We start from the raw sequence: 12,599 nt of genomic DNA on the forward strand, positions 1-12,599 counted from the left end.
CATGAATACGCGAGCCGCCCCGATCCGACGCAGCGTGCGCACGGCGTCCGGCACGATCGGCTACGTGGAGCAGGGCTGCGGTCCCGTTGCCCTGTTCGTCCACGGCGTATTGCTCAACGGTCATCTCTGGCGGCATCAGCTCGCCGGATTGTCCGATGTGCGCCGCTGCATCGCGGTCGACCTGCTTGCGCACGGCGACACCGAGATCCTGCCCGAACAAGACGTGTCGGTGACCGCGAACGCGAACATGCTCGCGCAGTTCCTCGACGCGCTCGGCATCGCCCAGGTCGATCTCGTCGGCAACGACAGCGGCGGTGGCATCGCGCAGATCTTCGCCGCACTGCATCCGCAGCGCGTGCGCAGCCTCACCCTGACCGACTGCGACACGCACGACAACTGGCCGCCCGAAGCGTTCAAGCCGTTCCTCGCGATGGCCGCCGACGGAGGACTGCGTGGCACGCTTGAGGCGATGCTTGCGGACAAGTGCATCTATCGTTCGCCCGAGGCGCTCGGTCCGGCGTACGAGCATCCACAACGGCTCGGCGATGCGGATGTCGAAATCTATCTGCGTCCGTTCCTGCGCAGCCCGCAGCGCCTGCGTAATCTCGAACGCTTCCTCGCTGCGTTCGACAACAAGCACACGCGTGCGATCGAAGATCGGCTCAAGGTGTTCACCGCGCCGACGCTGATCGTCTGGGGCACGGATGATGTCTACTTCGACACGAGCTGGTCGCGCTGGCTCGAAGCAACGATTCCCGGTACGCGCAAGCGCGTCGAGTACGAAGGCGCGCGCATCTTCTTCCCCGAAGAACGTTGGCAGGATTTCAATCGCGAGCTGCGCGCGCATTGGCAGACGGCGTTGCGCGAGGCTGCGTGATGCGGGCCGGTCTGCAAACCCGGGCCGGATCGGCTAAAATCCACGGCGGAGTCGGCCGGACAGTCGCGCGGCGCGCAAGCGTCTCGAGGAAAGTCCGGGCTCCACAGGGCAGGGTGCCAGGTAACACCTGGGCGGCGTGAGCCGACGACCAGTGCAACAGAGAACAGACCGCCGATGGCCCGCAAGGGATCAGGCAAGGGTGAAACGGTGCGGTAAGAGCGCACCGCGCGCGGGGACAACGTCGCGTGGCACGGTAAACTCCACCCGGAGCAAGACCGAATAGGGGAGCATGGCGCGGCCCGCGTCGCTCCCGGGTAGGTTGCTCGAGCTCATCGGCGACGGTGAGCCTAGAGGAATGACTGTCCAACGACAAAACCCGGCTTACAGGCCGACTCCTTTTTTTGCGCTCATCCAGGACTGCGTGAAGTCGAAAGGCCGCCATCCGTGCCGGCAGTTTTCCGCAAAAATGAAGATGGGTTGCGGTTGCGGAACCGCCGTTGGCGAGGCAGCGTCCGGGAACTATCGCATCCGCTGCGCTGTCCAAGCGCCGCGGCCGGTTGCGCGCCGGCTGGGTGCCGCGCACAACGACCGATGCCCCGTCGAATGAAAATCGCTGTGCCCGTCTGTGGGCGTCCGCGCAAGCGGACCCGGGTACAAGCGATGGAAGATTGCCATGAACCTGAAGTCCCGTCTTACCTCCCGCCGCGCGCTCCTGTCTCTGGGTCTGGGCGCCTGTGGCTTGGCGGCCGTCGTCGCGCTTTCCTTCGCCTGGCGCTGGATGCAGCACAACACGGTGGTTCTGCGCCGCAATCTCGAGACCGTGCTGGTGCAGCAGGGCGACCTGGTCGTGCCGGTTGCTGCGTCCGGTGTCTTTGTGGAGAAAGAAAAGAAACTGCTCGCCTCGCCGGCGTCGGGCACGGTCGAGGAGATGCTCGTCGCCCCCGGCATGATGGTGAGGAAGGGCGAAGTCCTGTTCCGTCTGACCAACAGCCGTCTTGCCGAGCAGACGTCGGCCGCGCGCGTCGCGCTGGAGAAGGCGAACCTCGATCTCAAGGAGGCGGTGCTGAGCGAGAAGGTCGAAGCGATGGCGCAGGCCAGCCGGCAGAAGGAGCTCGAGCGCCAGCTCGCGATCGAGGCGCACGAGCGTGATGCGCTGCGCCCGCTGACCGAGCGTGGCATCGTATCCAAGCTCGAGATGGCGCGTGCGGACGCGAAGGTCGCCGGCCTGCGCTCGCAGGTCGCCGAGCAGGCGGATCGCAGCGGCCTCGCACATGATCTCGGTGCCTCGCGCATCGCGATCAAGGAGGAGGCGCTCAAGCAGGCGCGCGAGGGGCTGGATCTGGCGCAGTCCAAGCTCGACGAACTGAAGATCAGGAGTTCGGTCGACGGCCCGGTGCAGGACGTGTTCGTCGAGCTCGGCCAGGCGGTGTCGCCGGGCGAGAAGCTAGCGCTTGTCTCGAGCAGCAACGACCTGATCGCCGCGCTCAAGATTCCGCAGGCCAAGGCGCCGTCGATCGCGCATGGCAACAAGGCGACGTTGTACGTGCAGGGCAAGGCGGTGCGCGGCACGGTCGTGCGCATCGATCCGAAGGTGCGCGACGATTCGGTCCAGGTCGACGTCGCGCCGAGCGAGCCGCTGCCGTTCGGCGTACGCGCGGCCGAATCGCTGGCCGGCGACATCGAGGGTGCGCCGACAAGCGAGGCGATCTACGTCGAGCGTGCCGACGACATCCAGCCGTTCAAGGAACGCGACATCTACCTGCTCAGCGGCAACGAGCTGCACCGCCATCGCATCCAGTTCGGCGCACCGTCCGGCAAATACGTGGAGATCCGTTCCGGCGCGCGTCCGGGCGACCGTTTCGCGATCGGGTTGGACCAGGCGTTGTACGCCAAGACCACGTTGACCGTGGCCGATTGACCGGCGCGATCGCCGGCTGCGATACGCGGCATCCGCGTGCGCGCGGATTTGTATACTTGTATTGATTTACAATTGTATATTCCGCGCAAATCGGCGTGGAGCGGTGGTGCGTCCCGTTCCATGAGTGCATGAATCCGTCGCGGCAGCGACCTGATTCATCTGGGAAAACTTGCGTGAATTCAATCACCTTTTGTTGTTTCCTCAGAAAGCGCACGAAATAGCCATCAACCCCTGCGCTTCTCCTTGATCTGCAAAGCAATTTTTCCTTGACAGCCCTGTATGCCGTCGATATTGTGGCGGTTAGTGGGATTTTGTGGTTTTTAGTGGGATTCACCGACCATGTTTCAGGGCGAAACCGCCGTCACGCTGGACGACAAGGGACGATTGGCGCTGCCTACCGCCTATCGTGACCTGGTCGCGTCCGCGTGCGCGAATCGCCTCGTGTTCACCTACAACCCGTTCGAGCATGGCTGCCTGTGGCTGTTTCCGCAGACCGAGTGGGAGAAGGTGCGCGACCAGGTCAACGTGTTGTCCAGCGTCAAGCGCGTGCATCGCGACCTGCAGTTGAAGCTGGTCGGCGCCGCGGCGCAGGTCGAGCCCGACGGCTCCGCGCGCGTGCTCGTTCCGGCGAGCCAGCGTGCGGCGGCCGGCATCGAGAAGCGAGCGATCCTGCTCGGCATGAACGCGAAGTTCGAGTTGTGGAGCGAACAGGCCCACCTGAACAAGATCCGCCAGACCATCGGTGAGGGCGACCTCTCCGAGGAAATGCTGGATCTGAAATTGTGAGTGCACGAACCGCATGCGCCCCGACGATGAATGAGAACGAAGGCGCAGCGGCGGGGCCGGCCCATCTGCCGGTGATGTTGAACGAAGCGGTGCAGGGATTGCGTGTGCGCGAGAACGGAACCTATCTGGACGGAACCTTCGGCCGTGGCGGTCATGCGCGGGCGGTACTTGCCCGGCTCGGAGCGGCGGGAAAGTTGCTGCTGATGGATCGCGACCCGGCCGCGGTCGCGCACGCGCGGGACGAGTTCGGCGACGACGCGCGCGTGGGCATCCGCCACGGCAACTTCGCCGATCTCGCCGATTGGGAGGCGACGCGCGACGGACTCGACGGCGTGCTGCTCGATCTGGGCGTGTCCTCGCCGCAGCTCGACGAGGCCGCGCGCGGCTTCAGTTTTCGCGCCGACGCGCCGCTCGACATGCGCATGGACACGAGTACCGGCGTCAGCGCGGCGGAATTCCTCGCCGGCGCGCAGGAGAAGGAGATTGCGGACGTGCTGTGGCAGTACGGCGAAGAACGCATGAGCCGGCGCATCGCGCGCGCGATCGTGGCGCGCCGCGCGGAAGCTCCGATCGCGCGTACGCTCGAGCTCGCCGATCTGATCGAGCGCACGCTCGGCCGGCGCGAAGCGAACAAGCATCCGGCCACGCGCACGTTCCAGGCGCTGCGCATCCGCGTCAACGGCGAGCTCGACGCGATTGCGCGCGGTCTGCGCGCGGCGACCGACCGGCTCAAGCCGGGGGGACGCCTCGCCGTGATCAGCTTCCATTCGCTCGAGGACCGCGCGGTCAAGCACTTCCTGCGTGACGAATCGCAGGCGCCGCCGGTGCGCCGCGGCCTGCCGCCACCGCCGGCGACGGCGCTGCGCCTGAAGGTGATCGGCGGTGCGCAACTGCCCGGCGATGCGGAAACCGCGGCGAATCCGCGCGCCCGCAGCGCGGTGCTGCGCGTGGCGGAGAAACTTTGATGGCCACGTTCATGGGCGTCGCGCGCGGAATCGGCTATTTCATCATCCTGGTCCTGCTTGCCGGGGTGATCGGCTGTGCGTTCGGCATTGTCTGGGCGCGCCAGGAAAGTCGTCGCCTGTTCACCGAATACAACGAGCTGTCGAAGGAGCGCGACCACCTCAACTACGAGTTTGGCCGCCTCGAACTCGAGCGCGCGACCAAGGCCGAGATCAACGGCATCGAAAAGACCGCACGCGAAAGCCTCGGCATGATTTCGCCGGTCGCGGCCAACACCGTGGTGATCAAGCGATGACCAAGCGCGAACTGTTCCAATTCGACCTGCCGATGTTGCGTGCGCAACGGGATTCGCGGCCCGCGGGCGCGGTGCCGAAGAGTGCTCCGGCACACGGCGCCAGGCGCTGGTTTCCGATTCAAATGGGTACGTTGGTCGGTGGCGATCGGCCGAAACTGGCGCCGCGCCAGGGTACGGTCAATCTCAAGCGTCGCCTCGCTGCCGTGCTGATGCTGCTCGCGCTCGCCGCCACCGCGCTGGTCGTGCGCGCGATCGACCTGCAGTGGGTCAGCCGGGACTTCTATCTCGACCAGGGCGACCAGCGCTACGTGCGCGACCTCAAGATCGAGGCGCCGCGTGGCACGATCTTCGACCGCAACGGCAACCCGCTCGCGGTGTCGACGCCGGTCGAATCGATCTGGGCCGATCCGTCGACGCTGCGCGACAACACCCAGCGCCTGCCTGAACTGGCCAAGGCGCTCGGCGTCGACGCCGAAAGCCTGACGCAGAAGATCAACCAGAAGGCCGACAAGCAGTTCGTCTACCTCGTCCGCCACCTCAACCCCGATGCGGCCGCGGCAATCGTCAAGCTCGACATCCCCGGCGTGTATTCGCAGCGCGAGTTCCGTCGCTTCTATCCGAACGGCGAAGTCACTGCGCACATCCTCGGCCGCACCAACGTCGACGACGTCGGCAACGAGGGCCTCGAGCTTGCATTCAACGAATCGCTGGCCGGCAAGCCCGGCAGCAAGTCGGTCATCCGCGACCTGCACAACCGCGCGGTCGAGAGCTACGACGTCGACCTCGATGTGCCGCCGAAGCCGGGCGAGGACCTTGTCCTGTCGATCGACAAGAACATCCAGTACCTCGCTTACCGCGAGTTGATGGGTGCGATCCAGAAGCACCATGCGCGCAATGGCTCGATCGTGGTGATGGATGTGACCAACGGCGAGATCATCGCCATGGTCAACCAACCCTCGTTCAACCCGAACTCGCAGAACACGAACATCCCCAAGGCCGAACTGCTCGACCGCATGCGCAACCGCGCAGTGACCGACGGCATGGAGCCGGGTTCGACGATGAAGGCGTTCACCGTTTCTGCGGCGCTCGAAAGCGGCAAGTGGAAGCCGGACTCGAAGATCGACACGTCACCGGGCTTCTGGGATTTCCAGGGCCACAAGATCAACGACACGCACAATCACGGCCTGATCGACCTGACCCACGTCATCACCTTTTCGAGCAACGTCGGCGCGGCCAAGGTCGCGATGACGCTGTCGAAGGACCAGCTCTACGACGTCTACAACCGCTTCGGTCTCGGCGAATCGACCGGCTCGGGCTTTCCGGGCGAATCGCCGGGTTATCTGCCGATCGCCAAGCGCTGGTATCCGATCGACCAGGCGCACATCGCCTACGGCTACGCGCTGCGCATCACGCCGTTGCAGCTTGCGGCCGCCTATGCCGCGATCGCCAACGGCGGCGTGTTGCACCATCCCACGTTCGTCAAGGGTGCGGGTGACGTGGGCAAGCGCGTGATCTCCGCCGGCATCGCCAGGCAGGTCTCGGCGATGTTGCAGACGGTGGTCAGCAAGGAGAGCACGGCGCCGGCCGCGGTGGTCGACAACTATCTCGCCGCCGGCAAGACCGGTACCTCGCACATTGCGGTCAATGGCGGCTACAGCAACTTTTATCACTCGCTGTTCGTCGGCTTCGTTCCGGCGTCGAATCCGCGCCTGGTCTGTGCGGTCGTGATTACCGGTGCGACCGGCAACAGCCTGATTGCCTATGCCGGCGGTTTCGTCTCCGCGCCGAGTTTCAGCAAGGTGATGGAAGGCGCTCTGCGCACGCTCGACATCCCGCCCGACAACGTCAAGAACTGGTACGCCGGCGGCCCCGGCCCGAACCCGCTCGTTGCGCCGCAGAACATGCCGCCGCCGAGCGATGCCGACCTGATCGGCGCGGAAACGGAGGTCGCCGAGCCGTGAGCGCGACGGTCAACCGCCTCGGCCACCTGCTCGCCGGCATCGCGCGCGAAGACGTGCTCGCCGCTGCGGGCGACATCGTCGTGCGCGGGCTCGCGCTCGACTCGCGCCGCGTGCGCGAGGGCGATGCGTTCTTCGCCCTCGCGGGCACGACGACGCACGGCATCACGTTCGCACCGCAGGCGGTCGCGCAAGGTGCCGCCGTCGTGTTGGCGGAAAGCCGGGACTCGGAATTCGGGGCTCGCGACCCCGGGCCCGGTTTTGATCTTCCCCCGGACTACGAGTCCCGAGTCCCGATCATCAAGATCGACAACCTGCACGAGCAGGTCGGCGAAATCGCCGCGCGATTTTTCCAGCATCCGTCGCAATCGCTGCGCGTGATCGGCGTGACCGGCACCAACGGCAAAACCTCGATCGTGCAGCTGCTGGCCGCGGCGCTGCACGGCCTCGGTGCGCGCGCGGCAACGCTCGGCACGCTCGGCGCCGGTCTGGTCGGCGCGCTGCGCGAAGGCGAGCGCACCACGCCCGATGCGATCAGCGTGCAGGCGCTGCTCGCCGAATTCCGCGACGCCGGCGCCAGCCACGTCGCGATGGAAGTTTCCTCGCATGCGCTCGCCCAGGGCCGGGTGAACGCGGTGACGTTCGACATCGCCGCGTTCACCAATCTGACCCGCGACCACCTCGACTATCACGGCACGATGGAAGCCTACGGCGCGGCCAAGGCGAAACTGTTTGCCTGGCCGAACCTGCGCGCGGCGGTGATCAATATCGATGATGCGTTCGGACGCGGGCTGGCGGCAGGCCTGCCGGCGCACGTGCAGGGCATTCGCTGCAGCGCGCAAGGCGCGACCGATGCCGACGTCGTCGCGCGCGATGTACGCACGAGCGGCGAAGGCTTGCGCTTCCACCTGTGCACGCCGTGGGGCGAGGGCGACATCGCGAGCGAGCTGCTCGGCCGCTTCAACGTCGCCAACCTGCTCGCGGTCGCCGGTTGCCTCGGCGCGCTCGGCTATGACTTCGCGCAGATTCGCGCGGCACTGAGCAACGCGCAGCCGGTAATCGGCCGCATGAACCGGATTGGTGGCGGCGCGGCGCCGCTTGTCGTCGTCGACTACGCGCACACGCCGGACGCACTCGAGCAGGCGCTGGCGAACCTGCGTGCGCATTGCGCAGGAAAACTGATCTGCGTGTTCGGCGCGGGCGGCGAACGTGATCAGGGCAAGCGCCCGCAGATGGCCGCGATCGCCGAACGTCTCGCCGACCGCGTCATCGTTACCGACGACAATCCGCGCAACGAGAACGGCGAGACGATTGTCGCCCAGATCGTTGCCGGTTTCGCCCATCGCGAGGCGATTCTGGTACGGCGCGATCGCGCGCAGGCGATCGCACTCGCGCTGCGCGAGGCGCAGCCGGGCGATATCGTCCTGATCGCCGGCAAAGGCCACGAGCCTTATCAGGAAATCGGCGGGGCCAAGCATCCGTTCGACGATCTCGCCGTCGCGCGCCGGGCACTGGAGATGCGTGCATGATCCTGCGCCTGTCCGAAATCGCATTGTGGACACGCGGCGCATTGCAGGGCCGCGACCTGATGGTGCGCGGCGTCGCTACCGACACGCGTCAGGCCATGCCGGGCGCGTTGTTCGTCGCGCTCAGCGGCGAGAATTTCGACGGCCACGACTACGTTGCGCAGGCGCGGGGCGCGGGGGCGGCCGCAGCTTTGGTGGCGCGACCGGTTGCCGGCGACCTGCCGCAGGTGATCGTCGCCGACACGCTACTCGCGCTCGGCGACCTCGCCAGCCATGCGCGTGCGCAGCAGCGCGCGCGCTTCGTCGGCATCACCGGCTCGAACGGCAAGACCACGGTGAAGACCCTGGTCGCGTCGATCCTCGCGCTGCACGGCAAGACCCATGTCAACGCGGGCAACTTCAACAACGAGATCGGCCTGCCGCTGTCGCTGCTGGCGATGCCCGACGACACCGAATACGCGGTGTTCGAGATGGGCGCCGGCAAGCCCGGCGACATCGACTACCTCGCCGCCATCGCGCGGCCCGAAATCGGCCTCGTCAACAACATCGGCCCGGCGCATCTTGAGCGCATGGGCTCGCTCGAAGGCGTCGCCGAAACCAAGGGCGCGCTGTACGCCGCGCTGCCCGCGCATGGCGTGGCGGTGATCAACGCCGATGAGGCATTTGCCACATTGTTTACAAGTATAAACCGGGCCGGACGCACGATCCGCTACGGCCTCGACCAGCCTGCCGAGGTGAGCGCGGAGATCCGCAAACTCGATGCCGAATCACGCTTCACGCTGCGCACGCCGGCAGGCGATGCCGAGGTCGTGCTTCCGCTCGCCGGTCGCCACAACGTCGCCAACGCGCTCGCCGCGGCATCGCTCGCGCTCGCGCTCGACGTGCCGCTGGCCACGATCAAGCAGGGGCTCGAAACGGCGCCCATGGTCAAGGGCCGCCTCGTGCGCCATGCGATGCCCGGCGGCTGGACCCTGATCGACGACAGCTACAACGCCAATCCGGCCTCGACCGCCGCCGCGATCGCGACGCTCGTGCAGGAGCCGGCCGAGGCCTGGCTCGTGCTCGGCGACATGCGCGAGCTCGGCGCGCAGGCGCGCGAGTTGCACGCGCAGATCGGTGCGCTGGCGAAGCGCAGCGGCATCTCCTGGCTGTACACGGTCGGCGAATTGTCGCGCGCCGCGGCTGCGGCGTTCGGCGAAGGTGCGCAGCATTTCGCCGATCAGGAGTCGCTGACGCGGGCGCTCGCCGCGCAGGTGCGCGGCGGAGTCAACGTGCTGGTCAAGGGCTCGCGCGGCTCGGCGATGGATCGTGTGGTAGAGGCGTTGCTCGACGGAACGAACAAGAACGGCAATGGAGGCACGCGCCATGCTGCTTGAACTCGCCGGGTACTTCCATGGCAGCTTCAACGCGCTGCATCTGTTCCAGTACCTGACCTTCCGCGCGATCATGGCAACGTTGACCGCGCTGGCCTTTTCGCTGCTGGCGGGTCCGGTGGTGATCCGCAAGCTCGCCGAGATCAAGGCCGGACAGGTCATCCGCACGGACGGCCCGCAGTCGCATCTGTCCAAGGCCGGCACGCCGACGATGGGCGGCGCGTTGATCCTGCTCGCCGTCGCGATCTCGACATTGTTGTGGATGGACCTCGCCAACCGCTACGTGTGGATCGTGCTCGGCGTGACACTCGCGTTCGGCGCGATCGGCTTCTACGACGACTACAAGAAGATCGTGCTGAGGAACAGCGCCGGTCTCGCCGCGCGCTGGAAATACCTGTGGCAATCGGTGTTCGCGCTGCTCGTCGCCGTCGCGCTTTACCACACCGCGCAGACGCCGGCCGAGACTTCGCTGTACGTACCGCTGTTCAAGCAGGTCGTGATTCCCCTCGGCGTGTTTTTCGTTGCGATTGCCTATTTCATGATCGCCGGGTTTTCCAATGCGGTGAACCTGACCGACGGACTCGACGGCCTCGCGATCATGCCGAGCGTGCTGGTCGTCACCGCGCTCGGTGCGTTCGCCTACCTTGCCGGCAACAAGGTGTTCTCCGAATACCTCGGCATTCCCTCGATTCCTGGCGCCGGCGAACTGGTGATCTACTGCGGCGCGCTGGCCGGCGCGGGCCTGGGTTTCCTCTGGTTCAACGCCTATCCGGCGCAGGTGTTCATGGGCGATGTCGGTGCGCTGGCGATCGGCGCCGCGCTCGGCACGCTCGCCGTGATCGTGCGCCAGGAAATCGTGCTGCTCGTCATGGGCGGTGTGTTCGTGATGGAGACCGCGTCGGTGATGCTGCAGGTCGCGAGCTTCAAGCTCACCGGCAAGCGCATTTTCCGCATGGCGCCGATCCACCATCACTTCGAACTCAAGGGTTGGCCCGAGTCGCGCGTGATCGTGCGCTTCTGGATCATCAGCGTCGTGCTCGTGCTGATCGGCCTCGCCACGTTGAAGGTGCGCTGAGATGGCACAAGCAAAGCGCATCGACGAAACCCTCGGCAGGTACGACATCGGTCTGATCGTGCTCGCCGGCGCGCTCGCCGCGTTCGGCCTCGTCATGGTCGCGTCGAGTTCGATCGCGATCAGCCCGGGTGGACCGTTCTACTACGCGATCAAGCACATGCTGTTCCTCGCGCTCGGCATCGCCGTGGCGATCGTGGTCATGCGCACCGAGCTGGAATGGTTCGAGCGCAACGCATTCCTGCTGCTGCTGCTGGCCGTGCTGCTTCTGCTGCTCGTGTTCGTGCCGGGGTTGGGCGTGCGCATCAACGGCGCGCGCCGCTGGATTCGCCTTGGCATCTCGAACTTCCAGTCGGTGGAGGCGGTGAAACTGCTGTTCATCGTCTATCTGTCGAGCTATCTCGTGCGCCATCAGGAGGCCGTGCAGACCCGGCTGTTCGGCGTGATCAAGCCGATCGGCGTCGCCGGCATTCTCGTCGTGCTGTTGCTCGCGCAACCGGACTTCGGGTCGTCCGCGCTGATCATCGCGGTCACGGTCGGCATGATCTGGCTCGGCGGTGCGCGCATGCGCAACCTCGTCTACCTGTCGATTCCGCTGTTGCCGGTGATCGCCTGGGTGGCGACGACCTCGGACTACCGGGTCAAGCGCCTGACCTCGTTCCTCAATCCCTGGGCCGACCCGTTCAAGGATGGTTTCCAGTTGACCCAGGCGCTGATCGCGATCGGCCGCGGCGAGTGGTTCGGCGTCGGTCTCGGCGGTTCGGTGCAGAAGCTGCACTACCTGCCGGAAGCGAACACCGACTTCATCCTCGCCGTCATCGGCGAGGAATTCGGTTTCGTCGGCATCGTGCTTGTGCTGAGCGTGTTCGCCTTGCTCGTCGGTCGCGGCCTGATGCTCGGCATGAAGGCGATCGAATTGCGTCAGCGTTTCGCCGGCTACTGCGCCTTCGGCATCTCGCTGTGCATCGGCCTGCAGGCGCTCGTCTCGGTCGGGGTCAACATGGGCGTGCTGCCAACCAAAGGTCTCACCTTGCCGCTCATCAGCTCGGGTGGTTCCAGCGTAATGATGACCTGCGTCATGGTCGGCTTCCTGCTGCGCATCAGCTACGAGGTCAGCCGCGCCGAGCGCATCCGCGAGGCGGACCTGATCGAGCCGCGCGATCTGATCGGCGGCATGCCTGCGGGAGCCGCGGCATGAGCGCCGCACCCGTGCTCATCATGGCCGGCGGCACCGGCGGCCACATCTTTCCCGGCATCGCCGTGGCGAGAGAGCTGATGGCGCGCGCCGTGCCGGTGCTCTGGCTCGGCAGCGAGGGCGGGCTCGAGACCAGGCTCGTGCCGCAGGCCGGCATCGAATTGAAGACGATCGCGATCTCGGGCGTGCGCGGCAAGGGCATCGCGAGCCTGCTTGCGGCGCCATTGAAGATCTTCCGTGCCGTGATCGCGGCATGGAAGCTGATCGGCACCACGCGTCCGCGCAGCGTGCTGTCGATGGGTGGCTATGTTGCCGGCCCCGGCGGCATTGCCGCCTGGCTGCGCGGCGTGCCGCTGGTCGTGCACGAGCAGAACAGCATCGCCGGCACGACCAATCGCATCCTCGCGAAGTTCGCCAGGTGCCGGCTGTGCGGATTCGCGGGCGCGTTGCCGCGCAGCGAATGGGTCGGCAATCCGGTGCGCGCCGAAATCGCCGCGCTCGCGCCGCCGGCCGAACGTTTCGCCAAGCGCCCCGCGTCGGCAAACCTGCTCGTGCTCGGTGGCAGCCAGGGCGCGCGCGCGCTCAACAAGGCGCTGCCGGCAGCGCTGGCAATGATGCCCGAACCGGCACGACCAC

General features: G+C 66.3%; 11 protein-coding genes and 1 other RNA gene. All 12 read left to right on the forward strand.

What is annotated here, in order from left to right:
- Position 1 precedes the first annotated feature (1 nt).
- Complete coding sequence (locus tag AC16HO_RS08500) at positions 2-877, forward strand: alpha/beta fold hydrolase (RefSeq protein ID WP_395641635.1); 876 nt, start codon at positions 2-4, stop codon at positions 875-877.
- Positions 878-924: 47 nt separating this feature from the next.
- An RNA gene (rnpB, locus tag AC16HO_RS08505) (RNase P RNA component class A) lies at positions 925-1,277 on the forward strand.
- Between the two features lie 273 nt (positions 1,278-1,550).
- The gene (locus tag AC16HO_RS08510; RefSeq protein ID WP_395641636.1) at positions 1,551-2,795 is read left to right on the forward strand and encodes an HlyD family secretion protein; all 1,245 of its coding nucleotides are present in this window, start codon (positions 1,551-1,553) and stop codon (positions 2,793-2,795) included.
- Between the two features lie 339 nt (positions 2,796-3,134).
- Complete coding sequence (gene mraZ / locus AC16HO_RS08515) at positions 3,135-3,581, forward strand: division/cell wall cluster transcriptional repressor MraZ (protein ID WP_395641637.1); 447 nt, start codon at positions 3,135-3,137, stop codon at positions 3,579-3,581.
- A 26-nt stretch (positions 3,582-3,607) separates the two neighbouring features.
- Positions 3,608-4,546, forward strand: a complete 939-nt coding sequence (rsmH, locus tag AC16HO_RS08520; protein WP_395641638.1) for a 16S rRNA (cytosine(1402)-N(4))-methyltransferase RsmH — start codon at positions 3,608-3,610, stop codon at positions 4,544-4,546.
- Positions 4,546-4,839 carry a cell division protein FtsL gene (gene ftsL, locus AC16HO_RS08525; protein WP_395641639.1) on the forward strand — a complete coding sequence of 98 codons (294 nt, stop codon included), beginning with the start codon at positions 4,546-4,548 and terminating at the stop codon, positions 4,837-4,839. The genes rsmH and ftsL overlap by 1 nt, the downstream gene beginning before the upstream one ends.
- Positions 4,840-4,961: 122 nt before the next feature.
- The gene (locus tag AC16HO_RS08530) at positions 4,962-6,800 is read left to right on the forward strand and encodes a peptidoglycan D,D-transpeptidase FtsI family protein (RefSeq protein ID WP_484335379.1); all 1,839 of its coding nucleotides are present in this window, start codon (positions 4,962-4,964) and stop codon (positions 6,798-6,800) included.
- On the forward strand, positions 6,797-8,326 hold the full coding sequence (locus AC16HO_RS08535) for a UDP-N-acetylmuramoyl-L-alanyl-D-glutamate--2,6-diaminopimelate ligase (protein ID WP_395641641.1): 1,530 nt from the start codon (positions 6,797-6,799) through the stop codon (positions 8,324-8,326). The genes AC16HO_RS08530 and AC16HO_RS08535 overlap by 4 nt, the downstream gene beginning before the upstream one ends.
- Positions 8,326-9,699 carry a UDP-N-acetylmuramoyl-tripeptide--D-alanyl-D-alanine ligase gene (locus AC16HO_RS08540; RefSeq protein WP_395641678.1) on the forward strand — a complete coding sequence of 458 codons (1,374 nt, stop codon included), beginning with the start codon at positions 8,326-8,328 and terminating at the stop codon, positions 9,697-9,699. Before AC16HO_RS08535 ends, AC16HO_RS08540 begins: the two co-directional genes overlap by 1 nt.
- Positions 9,689-10,771 carry a phospho-N-acetylmuramoyl-pentapeptide-transferase gene (mraY, locus tag AC16HO_RS08545; protein ID WP_395641642.1) on the forward strand — a complete coding sequence of 361 codons (1,083 nt, stop codon included), beginning with the start codon at positions 9,689-9,691 and terminating at the stop codon, positions 10,769-10,771. Before AC16HO_RS08540 ends, mraY begins: the two co-directional genes overlap by 11 nt.
- 1 nt (position 10,772) lies before the next feature.
- Positions 10,773-11,966 carry a putative lipid II flippase FtsW gene (gene ftsW / locus AC16HO_RS08550; protein WP_395641643.1) on the forward strand — a complete coding sequence of 398 codons (1,194 nt, stop codon included), beginning with the start codon at positions 10,773-10,775 and terminating at the stop codon, positions 11,964-11,966.
- Positions 11,963-12,599 (forward strand): UDP-N-acetylglucosamine--N-acetylmuramyl-(pentapeptide) pyrophosphoryl-undecaprenol N-acetylglucosamine transferase (locus AC16HO_RS08555; RefSeq protein WP_484335378.1); only part of this gene is annotated, 637 nt, incomplete at its 3' end. The genes ftsW and AC16HO_RS08555, both read left to right, overlap by 4 nt.

Source organism: Rudaea sp., assembly GCF_057139185.1.

Bases quoted from the DNA above. Each gene is read 5' to 3' on its own strand.
- AC16HO_RS08500 (WP_395641635.1), top strand. From the start codon at position 2: ATGAATACGCGAGCCGCCCCGATCCGACGCAGCGTGCGCACGGCGTCC.
- AC16HO_RS08510 (WP_395641636.1), top strand. From the start codon at position 1,551: ATGAACCTGAAGTCCCGTCTTACCTCCCGCCGCGCGCTCCTGTCTCTG.
- mraZ (WP_395641637.1), top strand. From the start codon at position 3,135: ATGTTTCAGGGCGAAACCGCCGTCACGCTGGACGACAAGGGACGATTG.
- rsmH (WP_395641638.1), top strand. From the start codon at position 3,608: ATGAATGAGAACGAAGGCGCAGCGGCGGGGCCGGCCCATCTGCCGGTG.
- ftsL (WP_395641639.1), top strand. From the start codon at position 4,546: ATGGCCACGTTCATGGGCGTCGCGCGCGGAATCGGCTATTTCATCATC.
- AC16HO_RS08530 (WP_484335379.1), top strand. From the start codon at position 4,962: ATGGGTACGTTGGTCGGTGGCGATCGGCCGAAACTGGCGCCGCGCCAG.
- mraY (WP_395641642.1), top strand. From the start codon at position 9,689: ATGCTGCTTGAACTCGCCGGGTACTTCCATGGCAGCTTCAACGCGCTG.
- ftsW (WP_395641643.1), top strand. From the start codon at position 10,773: ATGGCACAAGCAAAGCGCATCGACGAAACCCTCGGCAGGTACGACATC.